Raw genomic sequence first — 18,691 nt, forward strand, 5'->3', positions numbered from 1 at the left:
GTAGTATTTTAAATGTTGTTTTGATGTGAAAGGATGTACGTTGTATGTTCGGTTTCGGTGATTTATGGAAATTCTTTTTGTCGTTCTTTTTACTATTGCCTATCGTGACATTGATTCATGAGATGGGACATTACTTTTTTGCCCGATTATTCGGCGGAAACATGGAGATCAATATCGGTTCAGGAAAGTCGTTGCTTCGTGTTGGTCCGATTCGTTTGAATCGCGTCTATTTTTGGGATGGCTGGTGTCAATATGAGGCACTACGTAAAGAGACGAAATTCGCCAACATTCTGGTTTATGCCGGTGGATCGATTGCAAACGTGGCGAGTATCTTAGCCATCAATGGTCTGATTTACGCCGGTGTGTTCGAGGCGTCGATCTTTACCTATCAATTCGCGTATTTTTCGTTTTATTTCGTCTTTTTCTCCCTCTTCCCGATCGATCATCCGAACGGTTATCCGAGTGATGGGAAAGCGATCATTAATGTCTTCCGGTACGGTAAATCAGAATACCATCCGCAATCCTAAGATAAAAAATAAAGCCTCCTTCCACCGTTGGAAAAGAGGCTACTTACTCAAGATTCCGATTCGCTAGACGAATCAGGTTCCGTGTTCGCTTGTTCCTGCTCGAGTTCGACGAGCTTTTGAATCAAGATATGGCGTGGCATATGCATTAGTTGTTCAAGTGGTACGTTCAGACGTTTCGCAAGTTCGACAGCTGTCTCTGCGGATAATTGTAAAGGTTTCATCGTGTTCGTCCTCCTTTTTCCATGAAGTTAGTATAACAGGAGGTGCAAGCCGAGCGCATCAATAGTAGCGAGAAACTGAGAAGGTTGATACCGTATGAAGTAGGAAGTGATGCATATGTATAAACCTGCTGCAGAGCTGTTACTCCATGAATCCGTCTCACTGTTTGATCGCATCGGGAAGGATTTGCTTCTTTTTCGAGATCGCCACGGATTTATGAAATGTGATGCGGATTTAAGACCACTGTGGGAAACAGCATGTGCGTATGTTCCATTCTCCTGGTACATTGAGCCAGGCGGTGGACGATTGTTCATCGTATTTGAAGAGTCAGCTTATTTTGGTTTATTGGATTTAGAGCAAGGGCATTTAAATTACATTAAGCGACCCGCTGCTTTCTCCGAAGCATGGTTCAGTAATTTATTCTTGTGGCAAGATGATGAAATCTTCCTATACACGGCAGAAACGGACGTCGTCTGTGTGAACATTCAAACAGGGGACTGGCGGTACTCAAACTATGAAGAGGCGCCGCTGTTCGGACGCTTAGTTGAGCGAGGATATGATACACGTTTGACGTTCGAGCGATTCATCGCACCTACGACGATCATCTCCTATGATGATCTACAAGAACGGTATGTGATTTGGGATGCCGCGACGAATCAGGAATCGATCATTCCTTTTTCGGATTACGCGGAGTATTCACTCGTTGACCACCGGCACCAATTGTTTTCGATCACCGATTCCTCTCGGTTTTACTTGTATGAGAAGAGTCAGCTGAAATATAAGTTCGAGGGATGCTACTCCTCCGTTTTACTCAAAAGTGTGTTACTCGATGAAGAGGCGCGGCGTCTTGCGATCGTGTCGACATCGACTACATTCGGCAACACATGGGTTCAAATTTTTCAAAAGACGTAATGAAACATCCTTTTCGCTTTTCAGCAAGAAGGATGTTTTTTGTACGTTTATACAGGAAGGAGACGCATCATGGAACGGCTTGGTCATCTGATTAGTGCGTATTTTCGAGGAGTGTTGGTCGTTTGGGGGCTTCTACTCGTCGTGCTTGGTTATTTTGCATATCAATTACCCGATCGTCTAGAAGGAAATGGATTTACACGTGACGGTGATTTTCAACGTGTCGAAACGGTGCTCGCTCAAGATTTTGGGCAGGATCCACATACGATCATCGTCCTATTTGAGAATCAAGAGAATCTACGACAAACGATGGTACAACATGTCGAGCGCTTCCGTGACATCAAAGGAGTCGGGAACGTCATTGGTCCCGTCGAAAATCCGCGAGCGATGCGGGACGATAAGGGATACGTGACAGTCGGTGTACCAACACTTGATGCGAAATGGGCAACAGCGGTCACACGTCAACTGGATGGTACCGGGACGATTCGGCTAACGGGTGAACCGGTCGTCGTTGATGATTTGAATACAGCGTCCAAAAATGACCTCATCCGAGCTGAGTTAATCGGAATTCCAGCAGCATTGATCGTCTTACTACTCGTTTTCGGTACACCCGTTGCCGCCATCTTACCCTTGATCATGGGACTCGTCACTTTTGTTTTTGGTGCCGGTGTTCTTTATTTCGTTGCCGGACAACAAGAGTTATCGATCTTCGTCTTGAATGCGGTCGCAATGATTTCGCTGGCGCTCGGCATTGATTTTTCGCTGTTATACGTTAATCGGTTCCGTGAAGAACGGCAGGACGGACAAGGGATTCGGTCGGCAGCGATTCGTTCGGTCGAGACGGCAGGACGCTCGATTTTATTTTCCGGAATCTGTGTATTCGTCGGACTTGCCGGATTGTTGTTGATTGATGTTGATGTCTTCCGCGCTGTCGCAATCGGAACACTCGTTTCGGTACTCGGGGCGGTTGTCAGTGCGTTGACATTATTACCGGCACTATTAATCGTTTTCGGGAAGGTACTAGAAAAAGGACGACTTTTCCGGCAACAAGCAGGTCGTGGAGAAGATCGTTGGCGCCGCCTCGCACGTTTCGTCATGAAGCGCCCTGTCACAGTGACGATTCTATCTTTATTACTTCTTTTACCTTGTTTATTTCCGTTACGTGACTTGACGTTGAACATTCCGCAAGCAACTGCCCTGCCGGAATCCTATCCGTCGCGTCTGGCCTTTGAGTCGTGGGAAAAAACATTCGGGAACGATGGAACGGACGCCGTTCTCATCTTGTCTGCGGATGCTTCCTCAGAGGTGGGACGAGAAAAAATCGAAGATGTGACGATTCGACTCGAATCAGATTCAGAAGTGCGTTCCGTCGTGTCCGCCGCAACGATCGCGGAACAGCAACAGGTTCCGCTCGAGCAGTTACTCGCTGTTTCGGCTGGGCGCGATGCACTGAAGCCGTTTCTATCAGAGAACGATCAAGCACGGATCAACGTCAATTTAAAAGGAAATCCCGGCGATGCTACTTCGCAAGACTGGGTACGGAAGGTGCAGGCGGACGGTTACCTTGTCGGGGGACCAGCAGCCTTTAATCAGGAAATTTATGATGCCATTGAATCGAAACTCCCACTGGCTATCGGTGTCGTCGTCTTGGCGACATTCATCATTCTGCTAATCGCGTTCCGATCCATCTTGATTCCAATCAAAGCGATTCTGATGAATTTGCTCAGTTTAGGAGCAACGTTTGGATTACTCGTCGTCTTGTTCGAGTCCGGCGCAGTTCTTCCGCAGGAGACGATCGGCATTCTAACACCGGTCTTCATCTTCTCACTCGTCTTCGGCTTATCGATGGATTATGAAGTGTTCCTCGTCTCGCGAATGGAAGAATATTATGACGAGACGGGCGATAACGATCATGCGACCGAGATGGGACTGGCGAAGACGAGTAAAATCATTACGTCCGCTGCCTTGATCATGATTGTCGTCACTGGTGCGTTTGCCTTTACAGGTGTTAGTCCGATCAAACAACTTGGCGTCGGTATCGCGCTTGCAATTTTTATTGATGCTACGATTGTCCGGATGCTCCTTGTCCCCGCACTGATGAAGCTATTTGGTCACTGGAACTGGTGGTGGCCGGGAGGGCGTCGTAAAGCGATCCGCAAGTGACACATCGCGTAAGCACATCAGTAGCTATTCAGAGGAAGACGAGCGTATACTGTCGATATTCAATTCAAGAAATTAGAGGAGGCACTTCACTCATGGCAACTCAAGCAATGTTTGAACCATTTACACTACCAAACGGTGTGACGCTGAAAAACCGCGTCTTGATGGCACCGATGACGAACTATGCGGCACAAGAGAACGGCGAAGTATCGGATGCGGAACTCGCGTACTACGCAGAACGTTCAGGTGGCGTCAGCGCTGTCATTACAGCATGTGCGAACGTCACAGCAGACGGTCAAGGATTCCCGAATGAGTTTGGTGCGCATCGTGACGATCTCGTGCCGAGTCTGAAGCGACTCGCGAAAACGATTCAAGATAAAGGCGCAAAAGCGATCTTACAAATCTTCCACGCTGGTCGTATGGCACCACCAGAACTCGTCGGTGGGCAAACGGTCAGTGCAAGTGCTATTGCACCCGTGCGTGAAGGTGCGATGACACCACGTGCGTTAGAGGCAGAAGAAGTCGAAGCAATCATCGAAGCATTCGGTCAAGCGACACGCCGTGCGATGGAAGCTGGATTTGATGGTGTTGAGATTCACGGTGCAAACACGTACTTGATCCAACAGTTCTTCTCACCACACTCAAATCGTCGTGAAGATAAATGGGGCGGTAGCTTAGAAAAACGTCTCGCCTTCCCATTAGCAGTCGTAGATGCAGTCGAAGCTGTCGCGAAACAAGATCCTTCGTTCATCGTCGGATACCGTTTCTCTCCAGAAGAAATTGAAAATCCAGGAATCACACTCGATGATACGATGCGCCTCGTCGATGAGCTGGCGAAAAAAGACCTCGATTACTTGCACGTTTCCGTGATGGACTTCTTCGCAGGTTCAATTCGTGATGAAAATGAAACGACATCACCTATTACACTCGTTCAAGAACGTGTTGGTGAACAAGTACCTATCATCGGTGTCGGATCGCTTCACACAGCGGACGAAGTCGAACAAGGTTTGGCTGTCGTTCCAATGATCGCTCTTGGTCGTGAACTGATCATGGAACCGAAATGGGTTGAGAAAGTCGAAGCGGGTGACCTTGCGTCAATCCGGACAGAACTTGATCCAGAAGCACAAGCAGAACTCGTCGTTCCAGATGCATTATGGGCAGGTATCACAAGCCGTCCAGGCTGGTTCCCGATCAAACAAGCAAGCAAATAATAGAACAGCATCAAAAAGCACTCTAGATTTCGTGTCTAGAGTGCTTTGAGACTGAAGGTAAAGTGCAATTTTTCTCTAACGAGAAGGATTGCGCTTTTTTGTTCGTCTCGCATCGTTTTCCTGGGACAAGCATCGCGCCGCTTCGCTTCGTTGCAGGGTCGCTCTTGCTTGTTTTTCCCTAGGAAGCGATGTCGAGTGAACAAAACGCTTCTCGAATCCTTCTTCTAGAAAAAATAACGCGCTTCTCGAATCCTTCTTCTAGAAAAAATAACGCGCTTCACGCCACTCCTACAGGAAAAAGCGCATTATGCGCTGTCAGAGACAAACGAGACCCGTTTTCCTGCTCGAAGCGGGAAAACTGGCTTGTGTCTCGCCTGAGGAAAGGGCGTGAAAAGACGCGTCATTTTTTGGAGTCATCCCTGTTGTCTACAAACCTGAAACACTCTAGATTTTGTGTCTAGAGTGTTTTTTTGTTTAATATGCAACCTGTCCCATCCGAACGCCGCAAAACGTATGCAAGGTGACCGGATCCTGTAGATTCGTCCGTTCCAACATATCGTTTAAGAGTAACGCACAGACGTAGGCATCTTCTTTCGCATCATGGTGCTGGAAAGAGACGTTGAGAAACTCTGCCATCGTATTCAATCGATGGTTCGGCAACCAAGGATACAATTTGCGGGATAATTTGACCGTGCAGCCGTAGGTGAAAACGGGCATCTGGTACATATCGTATTTTTGAATCGCTTTTTGGAGTGCCCCCATATCAAATGATGCATTGTGAGCAACGATCAGTTGAGCACCGGCAATCAAATCGTATAAGCCATGGGCTTCCATTGCTTCAGGTAACGTCGGCGCATCAAAGACATCGCTCGGACGAATTCCGTGGACCCGAATGTTTCCAGCATCGAAATTTTCTTCTGGATTGATTAAGACCTGTTTACTCTCCGTGACACGACCGTTCGAGAGAACGGACCAACCAAACGCACAAATGCTTCGGCTATTTCGGTTTGCCGTTTCAAAGTCAATTGCTAATGTATACATCCAGCAGGCTCCTTTCTGTCATTCACTAGTAACAGAATACATGTTCGTATTCTGGAAGTCCATCAAAAAAGACCATCTGCAAAGCAGACGATCTTAGATCCATTCCATTCACTTCGCGGTAGCGACTTTTTGTTCCTCTGCGACGTACTCTTCCGGTTTAAATAACAGAACGCGATCTTTATAGGCGAAAACAAGGGCCGTCAAAACAGCCATTGCATCAGCGATCGGAAAAGCGAACCAGACACCATTGACACCGAAGAACACTGGCAATATCAAGACGAGTGGAATCGTGTATAACGTTTGGCGTGACAAGGACAAGAATAAAGCGACTTTTGCTTTTGCAAGCGATTGGTACATTCCGTTGACAATCATTTGAATTCCGTAGACGAACGATAAGGCGAATAAGATACGCATCGCACTCGAGCCTTCCTGTAGAAGTGTCGCCTCTTCTGTGAACAAGCCGACCCAAAAACGAGGGAACAGTTGAATGAGTAACCACAAGCTGATCGATAACGATAAGCCGTAGCGGATTGCCAACTTGATGGCAAGCGACATCCGACTAAACTGCCGGGATCCGAAATTATACCCGACGATCGGTTGCATCCCTTGCACGATCCCCATGATCGGCATACCGACGAGCGCCATGAACTTATTGATGACCGCAAACGTTGCTAGTTCTGTCGTACCCCCGTACCGGACGAGCATATGATTGACGGTGATGAATAGAACGGATTGAGAGACTTGCATGATGAACGACGATGATCCAATTTGCATCATCCGGAACGTTAATCGGAAATCAGGTTTAAAAGCACTCCGATTGAGCGTCAAGCCAGTTTGTCGGCGTTTCGTAAAGAAGAATCGAAAAACGAGTAACGCACCGACGATTTGCGCAACGACTGTCCCGAGTGCAGCACCTTGGATGCCCCAATCAAGACCAAAGATGAACAGCGGTGTCAGGACGATATTGATCGCAACCGTCGTCAACATGACGCGCATCTGATAGTTCGCGCGTCCTTCTGCGCGGAGCATCGCACTCGACGCCATCGTCAACATGAAGAAAGGAGATCCGATCAAGAGGACGCGTAAGAAAGCGATACTGTACGGCATGATCTCATCCGTCGCTCCAAAGAGACGTAGCAACGGTTCGACGAAGATGAAAGCACTGATGATAGCGAGCATACTGATGAAGAAAACAGCCATCAAGACGTTGGCATAAGCACGACTGGCACTATCTGTTTGTTTTTGACCGAGTCGTTGTGACGCAATTGCAGCACCACCGATCCCGATCGAGTTGGCGATTGCCATTAATACGAGCTGGACGGGGAAAGCGATTCCGACGGCGGCCACGGCAGCCGTACCGATTCCTTGAGCGACGAAAATCGTATCGACGATATTGTAGAGTGCCGTGACGAGCATCCCGACCATCGCTGGTAAAGAGAGACTAAGTAAAAGCTGATTGACAGGTGCTTCACCCAAACGGGCAGTGTTTTTATTCATGGAAGGAGGACCTCCTATTTTAGACAAGTGGTAAGTAGGGTTTTACTCAGAGTAGTCGCTTCTTTAACGAGATGCAAGAAATCACTCTAGTCAATGTGTTCGTTCTATGAAAAAAGGATGCGCCATGAAGCGCATCCGATGGATCTCGATTTAAGATGGTGTAGGCAGGTAACCTTTCGAATATTCGAAAGCAATGAATAAAATAGCACCGAGCGCCAAATAAGCGAGGAGCGTGATCGTTTGTTGTTTTTTCGGCATCTGATGATACTGAACAGACTCTTCAGCAAGACGAAGTGGTTCAATCCGCTGATCGATCCGTCGCAATAAGGCATCGTAATCGTTGGCGGCATCATATTGATACCGTAACAGATCGTCTGCTTCCTGGTGTGCATCTTCCGGACTCGCTTGTCGCAAGTCTTGTAAATCGAGACGAAGCGACCAAGCGATCGGATCGTAGGTACTCTCGATTGTTTGTTCTTCCTCACCTTCTAGTTCTGGAGCAAGTGCGACTTCAGCGTCTGCACGTTCTTGCTCTGCCTTTGCCCGTAAAACGCGTTCACGTGCGGCACGGTACAACATTAAGGTCGACCGGTTCGCCTCATATTGTTTCGCGAACTTATACCTTTTCCAAACGGCACTGCCGCCTAAAAAGGCAATCAAGAGCAAAATCAGACTAAAGTGGGTAATACCGTAGGCAATCAAGGCAGCAAGTCCCGCGACCCAGACGATGATCGGAAGTCCCGCAAGAATCCGTCCGCCGTCAAGCGGACTGACGGGAAGTAGGTTGAAGAGATTCAATAGAGCCCCGAGGTGGAAGATGACGAGCCAGAAGTCATTTCCCGTCACAGCATATCCGATCGCAAGCGGAATCAGGGATACGAGACCAGCGAGTGGTCCACCATACGCGAGAATCGCTTCTTGTTTTGGCGTTCGAAATGTATCCTTGATGCCGATGACGGCTCCCATGAACGGAACGAAAATTGCAGGACCGGTCTTAAAACCGAGTCGTTTAGCGGCGAGTAGATGTCCCATCTCATGAATGAATAGGAGATAGAGCAATCCGACCCCGAACCAAACACCGAATATTTGAGCGTAAAAGAGAAGAGAGATTCCGAACGAAATCAAAGTGCCTCCGAACTTTGAAAATTTCAATAAGGCAAGGATGACCTTTCCTTTCGTCAAGAGAAAGGCGCCGGCAACAGCAAGTCCACCCCAACGTTTTTTAGCCATCGTGAAATTCCTTCTTTCATCATGTGACGTTCTTCCTTAAGTGTACGACACAAATGTAGAAAAAGTTTCATTCAGACTGCTCGGGAATCAGATAGAAACAACTGCCATCTGGTTGACGGGCTTCACTACCGACCTTAAAATGATGCGTCGTCGCTAGAGCTGCAGCAATCGACAATCCGAGTCCACTTCCTGAACGATCGCGTGCTGCATCGAGTCGGTAAAACCGGTCGAATAACCGAGCGCGTTCTTCGTCCGTTAGAGACGTTCCCCGATCAAGGACAGCCAGACGTTCTTTGCGCAGGTGCAATTCTGGTGAAGTAGCATACTTCAGGACATTATCGATATAGATCGTCAAGATACGTAACACCGCTTCGCGATTTGCCCGAATCGTTCCGGAGGCATCAACAGGTATGATCGTCCCTGTTGCGTGATACATCCGATCAGCGAGTTCGCTTCCAAGCTCTGCTAAGTCAATCACTTCGACAGATGTTTCCTCGTAACCGAGACGAGACAATTCGAGCATAGGCTCAATCAAGGTCGTCCGCATCGCATGTGTCTCCTGCAAGATATGTTCGATCGATTCATCGAGTACGTCGGGCTTCGTTTTGCCCCAGCGTTTCAATAATTGAGTGTATCCCTCGATGACGGTCAAGGGTGTCTTCATTTCATGCGAGACATCCGCGACGAACTGCCGTTGTTGTTCCATCGTCTGATCGACACGACCAATCATCTGATTGAAGACGCGACCGAGGCGACCGATCTCATCATCACGTTTGGTCTGCACGGTCTCAAGCGTTCCAGAAGAGGAGATTCGTTGCATCGTATCATTTAGTTGCCTGAGCGGGCGGAGCGTCTGATAAGCAATCCAGAAGCTACTGATGAACGCTATTATGATTCCAACGACCAACACGATGGTGAAGGTCAAAACGAGTGTCGAGACTGTATCATCGACGCTCTCATCTTCGAACAGATAGGCTTGATCCTGATAGACGATGCCGAACCAATCGCCAGACTTAAAAGGTTCATTCGAGCGCGGGATACCGGGGAGGTCATTTGCTTGTACGTCTCCGTTAACAGTAGACGAGTCGTCGCCATCTTCATCGTTTGAGATGACCCAGCGTCCATTTTCGTTCGATAAGACGACAGCATCCTCATGAAGCGTCAGCAATGTCCGGACCGATGAATCATCTTCCATCAATTCCTCTGCCTGTTCCAGTTGGGTATAACGCGATTCAATTAAATGATTTTGGACGACGAGTGTCACGACGATGAATGAAAGGAATAACAAGAGTGTCGTAAAGGCGGTGACGGATAAAGCAAGCTTCGTTCGAAGCTTCATGGGATTGCCTCCCGTAGCACATAACCAACCCCACGAACGGTCTGAATCAAAGCTGGAGGGTGGGCATCGACTTTTTTGCGAAGATAACGGATGTAGACGTCGACGATGTTCGTCTCGCCGAAGTAATCGTACCCCCAGACGTGATTTAGGATTTGTTCGCGTGTCAGGACATGTTCCTTGTTTTCTAGTAAATATGTCAGAAGTTCGAACTCACGTGGTGTCAAATCGAGTCGCCCTTCATTGCGAAATGCTTCATGTCGATCAAGATTGAGTACAAGATCAGCGAACTGTAACGTGCGCGGTGCGTTACTAGTTGAAGTCGGAGTGCGTAATAACGCTCGGATCCGAGCAAGGAGTTCCTCCATCTCGAACGGTTTCGTCACATAATCATTCGCACCAAGATCGAGTCCCGCGACTTTATCGTACACTTCTCCACGTGCTGTTAGCATAATGACGGGGACGTGCATGCCTTTTCCACGGAGCCTGCGCAACACCTCGGAGCCGCTCAGCTCCGGCATCATCACGTCGAGTAAGACGAGATCAACCGAATGCTCAGCGGCAGCGAGACCATCTTTTCCGTTGGGGGCGACACGTGTCGCGTACCCGGCATATTGGAGTTCGAGTTCAAGGAGGCGTGCGATTTTCGCGTCGTCCTCAACGATTAAGATGGTGGTTGACATAAACATCCTCCTTTAATGATCATTCATCGATTTCTGTCACTTCGTCTGATGCGTTCAACTCAAGTTTGACGGAACCACCAACTCGGATGTCATCATCTTGTTCCATGTTTGATGTACGAGAGTACGATTTTTGCGCACCATTCTGTTCAATGATGATCTCTTGATTCGTTATTTTAGAGAGTGTACCGCGGACTTCTTGCTCCCGTGCATCGTCACGGTCTTCATCGCGTACATCATTACGATTTTCGTCATCCTCTTCCCGATCAAGCTCACGGACTTGACCATCTGCATTCAATTCGATTTTTACGATATCCCCAGATTTCGCAACGTCACGTTCCGCACGATCCGCCATTGCGTAAATCGTCTCTTGTCCATCTTGTTCGAGTGTCAATTCACTTTGTGATAGGGCACGAAGGATACCGTACCGTTCATTCGCATCGTCCGATGAATCATTTGAGCGATTGCCATCGTCCTCTCGGTCATTGCGATCATCTGGATCTTCTCGCTCAAGTTCCGTGATTTGCTGATTCGCATTCAGATCGATTTTGACCCAATCCTCTTTTTGCACGGCTTCACGTTCTACTGACGAAGCAAAGTCATACGTCTGAGCGTCACCGTTAACGTCGATCGTCATCGAACGATCTGATAGTTTCTGCAATGTGCCTTCGATTTCTTGATCGTCACGCATTGAAGCAGGAAGCTTTTGTTTGACTTGGCGCGAAGCAGCTTCGACTTTTTGCTCTGCCTGCTGTGAAGTGGTGACCGTCGAGTTGACGAGAGAGTGTCCTGGGCCTGTGAAGAGTAGGAACGCACCAGCTCCTGTTAAGACTGTACCCGTTACGGCAAGTGTAGCGATTCCTTTTTTGAAACGTTTATTTCCTTTATCTGTTCGTTTTTCAGTCATGATGATGTCCTCCTTTGAGTAGTGGCTGTTGTTCTTATACATAGAATAACCAGACCACGTGAAAGGAAACTGAGGAACAGATTAGAATTTGATGAGAATTAGATCGTCTTGATGATCCGAGCTGGATTTCCACCAACGACGCTGTTTGCCGGTACATCCTTGACGACGACACTACCTGAGGCAATAACTGCATTATCTCCGATCGTCACACCGGGATTGATGACCGCGCGTCCACCGATCCAGACATTGTTCCCGATGACGACCGGTTTTCCTAATTCATAACCGCTATTGCGCTCGACAGGATCGAGTGGGTGGGTCGCGGTATAGATATGTACTCCTGGAGCAAGCATGCAGTTGTCGCCGATCGTAATCGGACAAATATCGAGCAAGACACAGTCATAGTTGGCATAAAAACGAGCCCCTAACGTAATGTTGTAGCCATAATCACATTTAAAGGTCGGTTCGATGTAAAAGTCGGCTTGCTCCGTCTGAAATAATTGTTGCAAAAGCATCTTTCGCTTGGCACGATCATGGACACTCAATTGATTAAACTCATAACAGAGCGATTGTGCCCGGATGCGGTCGGCCACAAGTTCTGGATCTTGTGCTAAATAGAGTTCCCCTTTAATCATCTTTTCTTTTTCAGTCATCTGATTCACTCCTTCATCGTTATTACTTTCATTAGACTAAATGGCACCGGGTGATGCAACTGATATCCCGTTAAGACACGCGAAAACAGGATAGCCGAAGCTACCCTGTCGAGATTCGATCCTTATGCTAACTCGATTCCACCTGTGACACCATAGATTTGCGCTGTGACATAGCTTGCAGCGTCTGAAGCAAGGAAGACATAGACATCAGACAGTTCGACCGGTTGACCACTTCGTTTCAGTGGTGTTTCCTGCCCGAACTCTGGAATGTTCTCGCTTGGCTGACCACCCGAGATTTGAAGCGGTGTCCAAATCGGACCAGGTGCGACGGAGTTGACACGGATTCCTTTTGGCGCGACTTGTTTAGCGAGTCCACGCGTGAAACCGTTGATGGCAAACTTCGTCGAAGCGTAATCCAAGAGATTCGCGCTTGGATTATATCCTTGGACAGATGTCGTCGTGATAATCGAAGCGCCTTCCTTTAAGAGTGGCAAGGCTGCCTTGACGACCCAGAAGAGGGAGAAGACGTTGATTTCGTATGTCTTGCGTAATTGCTCCGTCGAAAGGTCGAGAATGTTTTCGACAGCTTGTTGTTTACCCGCGACAAGTGCCAAAATGTCGAGTCCACCGAGTGATTCATGTGCTTCTTTGACGAGTTGTCCACAGAACGCTTCATCACTTAAATCACCAGGTAAGAGATATGCTTTTTGTCCCGCTGCTTCAACGAGTGCTTTGACCTCTTCAGCATCCTGTTGTTCTTCCGGTAAGTAGTTAAGGACGATATCAGCCCCTTCACGAGCGTAGGCGATTGCTGCTGCTCGGCCGATGCCGGAGTCGCCACCCGTAATCAGTGCTTTTTTGCCGATCAATTTGCCAGAACCTTTATAACTTTCTTCTCCACAATCGGGAACAGGTTCCATTTTTGCTTGAACCGCTGGGGCGTCCTGATATTGTTTTGGGAAATCGTCATTGAAGTATTTTGTTAACGGATTTTTCGATGCAGCCATGTAAACATTCCTCCTGAAAGTTGGTTTTGGTATAGGTTGTATGTTCCCTCAACAAGTCGGATTAAACGTTTTTGATGGTAGTAAATTTGGAAATTGATGGCTTACACTAGAAAAAGAGGAGTGTGAAGAAGATGATTGCTGGACTGTATGAAGCCCATTTACCGGTCAAAGAGCTCGAACGATCGATTGTCTTTTACGAAGAGTTAGGTCTTGAATGTGCGTTCCGAAATGAACGCGTCGCTTTCTTTTGGATCGAGCACGGTAAGAGTTGGTTGGGGCTATGGAAAGCAGGTCAAGCTGAGTTACCGTATCATCCGTCGATTCGCCATGTTGCGTTTCGGATGGAGCATGAAAATATCGACAAAGCACAGGACTGGTTAAAGGAGAGAGGGATTGAAGTTCGATCAGCCTTCGGTGTAGCAGGAGCAAATCAACCGCTCATTCTCGATAATCATCCACATGCGCACGCAGCAATCTACTTCGAGGATCCAGATGGTAATTCACTCGAATTGATCGCACCGTTACGCTTTGATATGGAGACGATGAACGGAACGATGTCGTATCAGGACTGGCAGCATCTTTATCAGATTGAAACGGAAAAATGAAGAGGTGACTGTAACGTTCAGTCATTGATTACGCATTCAAATCGCAAACTGCATGACGTGTTCTTTTATAGAAAACGGTTCGAAATGAACAAAAAGTGCAATCTTTCTCCTCATAATAGAGAAAAATTGCACTTAATCTATCTTGCAATAAGTTTAGACACGAGCTGATTGGCGCTCGCTCATTGCTTGTAGAGCTGCTTGGTTTAGTAAGTTCCACGGTTTGTTGTAGTGCGGTTGGAAGAAGAAATCGACGAAAGCGAGCTCTTCAAGTGTCATGTCATTTTGAATCGCGACAGAAAGTGTGTTCATTGCCTGTGTCAAATCAACTTTTGAGATGATTTGTGCACCGACGACACGATGTGTTGCCGTCTCGAAGACGAGCTTCAATTGGACGTCTTCTGCTGTTGGCATGAACTCTGGACGATACGCATCTGTAACTGTCGTGCTGCTCACTTCAAGTCCGAACAAGGGTGCCGCTTCTTCTGTCAAACCAGTCGACGCGATGTTCAAATCATATAAGCGAAGACCAGATGTGCCTTGTGTTCCTTGGTAACGAATCTTTGGCGCGAGTAAGTTTTTTCCGATGAGCGTACCCATCCGGACAGCATTCGTTGCGAGTGGAATATAGGCATGTGTCCGAGCTGGGTTGTAATAGACGGCACAGCTGTCACCAGCAGCAAAAATGTTCGGGTTGCTCGTCCGCATATAATCGTCAACGATGATGGCACCGTTCGGTAACATATCGACTTGTCCTTTTAAGAGTTCTGTGCTTGGGCGGAAACCGACACAGAGAATGACGAGATCCGTTTCAAATGTGCCTTTATCTGTAACGACGTGTGTGACAGCACCGTTTTCTCCTTTGAAGCTTTGGACGGTTTGTCCAAGTTCAAGACGAATGCCGCGATCTGTTAATTCGCGTTCAATGACGTCAGTGAACGAGCGGTCGAGGTATTTGTTGAGAATGCGATCTGCACTGTCGATGAACGTAACATCTTTTCCGTAGGCTTCAAACGCTTCGACGAGTTCAGCACCGATATAGCCTGCACCAACGACCGTGATCCGCTCTGCATCTGATGCTTTTTCGATGATTGTTTGAGCGTGGTGATAGTTTTTACAGAGCTCGATTTGATTCAACTCAATACCAGGAAGCATTGGAATGATTGGCCAAGATCCAGTCGTCATGATGAGTTTATCGTACGTATCGTGAACGACTTCACCAGTCATGAGGTTTTTCGCAATGATCGTTTGACGTTCACTATCGATTTCAAGTACATCATGTTTCAGACGCATCTCGGCTCCGAGCTCAGCAAGTTCACTTGGTGACGAGTAAAATAGCGATTCCGCGTGCTTGACGACACCACCGACGTGAAGTGCGATCCCACAAGAGAGAAACGATACATTGTCATTCCGCTCATAAACGGTGATCTTGACATCTTGTTGTGAAGCGAGTTCTTTGACTGCTGCTGTTCCTGCGTGTGTACATCCGATGACTGCTACTTTCATGGGTAAAGTCTCCTTTGTGTTTTGTTTGTGATGTAAATCACATTCATTTGATATACTTAGTGTAATCCTTCACAAGTTCACTTTCAAGTAGTTTGTTCAACATTGAGCATAATCTTGTCTAAATTGTGAATGAGTGAGCAAAAGTGTTTGGATTATGTGAAGAATGCGTAAAACTGTTTTAGTTACTGAAATTCGGGTTATAATGAAAATAGATTTTTAATGAAGGGGTGGAAACCGATGGATACCGAGAGGACCAATCATCTATTCAGCTTACCTGATTTTTAGCAGTACCGGTCAAGACGAACAAGACGGTAATGGCTTATAAAAATCAGGGAGAGCGAAAATAGATGAATACCCAAACGGGACGTATAAAACCTCTCCCACGATGTAAATGGGAGAGGACAATAAAACATGAAACGAATCGCAACCATCTTAACCGGAACGCTGATCATGGCGTTCGGTTACTACACATTGAATGAACAGTTCGGATTAGCAGAAGGCGGCTTTATTGGGTTATCGTTGCTCGGTCGATACTTTTTTGATATCAATCCTTCGATCTCGATGATCGTGTTCGATATTCCATTTTTCATTGGCGCTTTGTACTTCAAAGGAAAACGTTTCGTCAGCGAAGCGTTACTTTCAGCAGGTGCGTTATCACTCTTTTACGAGATGTGGCACCGACTTGATTTGTTCCACTTTCCAGAACAGGCTTGGCCAGCGACACTTATCGCAGCGATCGCTAGCGGAATCGTGACCGGATATGGTCTCGGACTTGTTTTGAAAAGTGGAGCAGCGACAGGTGGAGACGATCTACTGTCGATGGGACTCAGTAAACTGACAGGTCTATCGATCGGAACGATTTTGTTCGGACTCGACGCCATCGTGTTAGTGATTTCACTTGTTTATCTGCCACTTAGCTTGACGTTATACACATTACTGGCCGTAGCGATCGCCGGTCGTGTTGTTGCTGTCATGACACGGGAGCCTATCATCGTACCGGCACCTGTCGTACAAAAAGTCACGCAGTGAAATGGATGAAGATCTAAAAAAATTATGTATCGGATTCGACATCGTCGAGTCCGATTTTTCAGGTTCATTAATTAGAAAATAAGTTCAAAGGAGAACGATTAGATGATTCGACAAGCACATGCTTCTGAAGCACAACAGATTGCCCCGTTGATTGAGCAAGCGATTCATGAGATTGCTGAGACATTGACGGGAACGACAGAAAAAGAAGAGGTTCTAGAAAGGCTCGCTTATTTCGTTTCCCAAACCGGAAACCGGCTCAGTCATGAGAACATCCTCGTGAAAATCATCAAGGACGAAGTAGCGGGCATCGTGATCGCTTATGCCGGAACAGAGGCGAAACAACTCGACGAACCAATTAAAGAACAATTGAAACAGTGGACAGGTCAAGACGTCCAGATCGACGTCGAGACGGAAGGACCGGTCTATTACCTGGATACCTTATCAGTGGATGCGCGTCATGGTGGAAAAGGAATTGGTACGGAACTGTTGCAGGCAGCAGCGGAAGTAGGCGAGAAACAGGGACTACAAGCGTTTACGTTAAACGCTGATCAAACGAACGTTGGAGCGCAACGACTGTATCGCCGTCTTGGCTTTAAACCGGTCCGGACGATTGAAATTAGTGGCGGTACCTTTGATTATATGGAACGTCGTTACGATATACAGCAATGAAAAAACCATGTCGATCTCCACAGTGTCATTCGGGAATCGACATGGTTTTTATAGTCATGCCATCATGGCATCGTTAGTTGATACAAATCGCTTGCGCGTCTTCTGATTCGTATCGGGCATCACTCGTAAAGCGGAAGCTTGGTGTAGACATGAAGAGGTTCACCTTAGCACTCCGTTTTCATAACATTTTTGCTTAGTTAAATGGTTTGAGTGCGTCCGTAATCCGTTCACCTATCATTTTGGCCTTGACGTCACCTTTTTCAACGAGCGCGAACCATTCGTTCGCATCTTTAGTGATTTGCGCTACTTTTTCTTTACCGAGACGGTTTTCAAGCGTGGGTTTCATCGCAACGATGAACAGGTTAGCTTCCATTGCTTTTGCCCGTGCTGTATCGATGTCTTTCTTCTCGATTGCTTCTTGTGTTTCTTCATGAGATTCGTCGACTTTTTCCGTCAACGCTTGTGCGAATAATCCTTCGATTTCTTTGTAAGAAACGTCAGCTGGCTTTGTCTTCGAGAAGTCATAACGTTCTTTTAGTATTTTGACAGCCTCTTCCTCGCCATCCGCTAAAGATTTTTCAACTGCAAGGAGGGAAGCATATCCTTCTGCTTGCCCTACCTGTAATTCTTTTTCGTCCGTCCCGCTTTTGACACCATCCTCGATTTTTTGAGCATAATCGAGTGCAGCCAAGTAGAACGAACGATAAATCGATTTATCCGTTACTTGTTTCGCGACATTGAAGTCACCGATTTTTTTAGTATCAATGGCTTCTTGCTGAGCAGATAGACCAGAAGTAATTGCTTGAGCAATCGCGTCTTCATTTTTGAAATCGTAGCTTACGTCGCACTTTTTCGCTGTCGGGATGAAAACGGTCTTTGCCATTGCTTCGACATCTTTGAGTGCTTCTGTTGCAGCTTCCGGTTTACCCGCAACGAGTGCTTCTTCAGCTTTTGCTTGAGTTGCCTTTTGTAATTGATAGAAATAGGATTGTAGACCTTTATCGACGAGTTGACGTGCGATGTTCTGATCGAGATTCTTCGCTTCAACATCTATTAAAGCGGATTGAATGACTTGGTCGATTTCTGGTGCTACCGTTTTGACACCACCTTTTAGTTTTGCTTCATAACTCGTCTTGACCATCTTCCAATCCATTGCTTGTCCGTCTTTCGCTTTGTCGAGTTCTGCTTTGATCGAGCTGTAGATCGTCAATTCATCTATCAATGTCGTTGCAGCGATTCCAGCATCCGCTGATTTCGTTTCTGTCGACTGCTCTTTTTTCGGTACAGTCGTATCGGTTTCGTTCGAACCGCAGGCAGCTAAGATGCCAGCTAACATAAAGATCGAAGCTAGTTTTATGCGCTTTTTCATAATCGTGACCTCCTACAAAAGTGATAAGAAGTTTCTATCATGTAGTTGTTTTCAGAAATCTGAACGTAAGGAGAATAATTCATATTTTTAATTGAACTTTAAATAAAAAACGGCTTTGGAATAAGAATCCAAAGCCGTCCAA

General features: G+C 46.9%; 18 protein-coding genes. 7 read left to right on the top strand and 11 right to left on the bottom strand.

The genetic code is table 11. From position 1 onward, the window contains the following. Positions 1–44 precede the first annotated feature (44 nt). On the top strand, positions 45–527 hold the full coding sequence (locus tag ASG02_RS00140) for a site-2 protease family protein (RefSeq protein WP_056059874.1): 483 nt from the start codon (positions 45–47) through the stop codon (positions 525–527). Between the two features lie 47 nt (positions 528–574). Here ASG02_RS00140 and ASG02_RS15390 read toward each other — a convergent pair whose 3' ends face one another. Then, a complete protein-coding gene (locus ASG02_RS15390; protein ID WP_069201452.1) occupies positions 575–748 on the bottom strand; it encodes a YycC family protein in 174 nt (57 codons plus the stop codon). Between the two features lie 115 nt (positions 749–863). On the opposite strand from ASG02_RS15390, the gene ASG02_RS00145 reads away from it, so the two are divergent. From ASG02_RS00145 to ASG02_RS00155, 3 genes are all read left to right on the top strand, one after another. Further along, entirely contained in the window at positions 864–1,658 is a 795-nt protein-coding gene (locus ASG02_RS00145) for a hypothetical protein (protein WP_082478635.1), read from the top strand. 69 nt (positions 1,659–1,727) lie between these two features. Then, the gene (locus tag ASG02_RS00150) at positions 1,728–3,818 is read left to right on the top strand and encodes an MMPL family transporter (protein WP_056059880.1); all 2,091 of its coding nucleotides are present in this window, start codon (positions 1,728–1,730) and stop codon (positions 3,816–3,818) included. A gap of 92 nt (positions 3,819–3,910) precedes the next feature. Continuing rightward, the gene (locus ASG02_RS00155) at positions 3,911–5,026 is read left to right on the top strand and encodes an NADH-dependent flavin oxidoreductase (RefSeq protein ID WP_056059882.1); all 1,116 of its coding nucleotides are present in this window, start codon (positions 3,911–3,913) and stop codon (positions 5,024–5,026) included. A 474-nt stretch (positions 5,027–5,500) separates the two neighbouring features. On the opposite strand, the gene ASG02_RS00160 is transcribed toward ASG02_RS00155, so the two are convergent. The 8 genes from ASG02_RS00160 to ASG02_RS00195 form a co-directional block, all read right to left on the bottom strand. Beyond that, entirely contained in the window at positions 5,501–6,067 is a 567-nt protein-coding gene (locus ASG02_RS00160) for a 3'-5' exonuclease (protein WP_056059885.1), read from the bottom strand. Between the two features lie 108 nt (positions 6,068–6,175). Beyond that, the gene (locus ASG02_RS00165; protein ID WP_056059888.1) at positions 6,176–7,564 is read right to left on the bottom strand and encodes an MATE family efflux transporter; all 1,389 of its coding nucleotides are present in this window, start codon (positions 7,562–7,564) and stop codon (positions 6,176–6,178) included. Positions 7,565–7,714: 150 nt separating this feature from the next. Then, positions 7,715–8,794, bottom strand: coding sequence for a site-2 protease family protein (locus tag ASG02_RS00170; protein ID WP_056059890.1), 1,080 nt, complete (start codon positions 8,792–8,794; stop codon positions 7,715–7,717). Between the two features lie 67 nt (positions 8,795–8,861). Beyond that, positions 8,862–10,133, bottom strand: a complete 1,272-nt coding sequence (locus ASG02_RS00175; RefSeq protein ID WP_056059893.1) for a HAMP domain-containing sensor histidine kinase — start codon at positions 10,131–10,133, stop codon at positions 8,862–8,864. Beyond that, complete coding sequence (locus ASG02_RS00180) at positions 10,130–10,813, bottom strand: response regulator transcription factor (RefSeq protein WP_035412143.1); 684 nt, start codon at positions 10,811–10,813, stop codon at positions 10,130–10,132. The genes ASG02_RS00175 and ASG02_RS00180 overlap by 4 nt, the downstream gene beginning before the upstream one ends. Before the next feature lie 19 nt (positions 10,814–10,832). Continuing rightward, a complete protein-coding gene (locus tag ASG02_RS00185; RefSeq protein ID WP_035412145.1) occupies positions 10,833–11,717 on the bottom strand; it encodes a hypothetical protein in 885 nt (294 codons plus the stop codon). Positions 11,718–11,815: 98 nt separating this feature from the next. After that, positions 11,816–12,367, bottom strand: a complete 552-nt coding sequence (locus ASG02_RS00190; protein ID WP_035412148.1) for a maltose acetyltransferase domain-containing protein — start codon at positions 12,365–12,367, stop codon at positions 11,816–11,818. Between the two features lie 122 nt (positions 12,368–12,489). After that, positions 12,490–13,374 (bottom strand): SDR family oxidoreductase, encoded by an 885-nt coding sequence (locus ASG02_RS00195; RefSeq protein ID WP_035412151.1) that lies wholly within the window; start codon positions 13,372–13,374, stop codon positions 12,490–12,492. A gap of 131 nt (positions 13,375–13,505) precedes the next feature. On the opposite strand from ASG02_RS00195, the gene ASG02_RS00200 reads away from it, so the two are divergent. After that, positions 13,506–13,979, top strand: coding sequence for a VOC family protein (locus ASG02_RS00200; RefSeq protein ID WP_056059896.1), 474 nt, complete (start codon positions 13,506–13,508; stop codon positions 13,977–13,979). Positions 13,980–14,132: 153 nt separating this feature from the next. Here ASG02_RS00200 and ASG02_RS00205 read toward each other — a convergent pair whose 3' ends face one another. Continuing rightward, on the bottom strand, positions 14,133–15,482 hold the full coding sequence (locus ASG02_RS00205) for an FAD-dependent oxidoreductase (RefSeq protein ID WP_056059899.1): 1,350 nt from the start codon (positions 15,480–15,482) through the stop codon (positions 14,133–14,135). Positions 15,483–15,893: 411 nt separating this feature from the next. On the opposite strand from ASG02_RS00205, the gene ASG02_RS00210 reads away from it, so the two are divergent. Then, positions 15,894–16,511 carry a YitT family protein gene (locus tag ASG02_RS00210; protein WP_035412160.1) on the top strand — a complete coding sequence of 206 codons (618 nt, stop codon included), beginning with the start codon at positions 15,894–15,896 and terminating at the stop codon, positions 16,509–16,511. Between the two features lie 102 nt (positions 16,512–16,613). Further along, complete coding sequence (locus tag ASG02_RS00215; protein ID WP_035412163.1) at positions 16,614–17,180, top strand: GNAT family N-acetyltransferase; 567 nt, start codon at positions 16,614–16,616, stop codon at positions 17,178–17,180. A gap of 193 nt (positions 17,181–17,373) precedes the next feature. On the opposite strand, the gene ASG02_RS00220 is transcribed toward ASG02_RS00215, so the two are convergent. Next, positions 17,374–18,549, bottom strand: coding sequence for a hypothetical protein (locus ASG02_RS00220; protein ID WP_035412165.1), 1,176 nt, complete (start codon positions 18,547–18,549; stop codon positions 17,374–17,376). Positions 18,550–18,691 lie beyond the last annotated feature (142 nt).

This window comes from Exiguobacterium sp. Leaf196, from assembly GCF_001423965.1.
Taxonomy (GTDB): domain Bacteria; phylum Bacillota; class Bacilli; order Exiguobacteriales; family Exiguobacteriaceae; genus Exiguobacterium_A.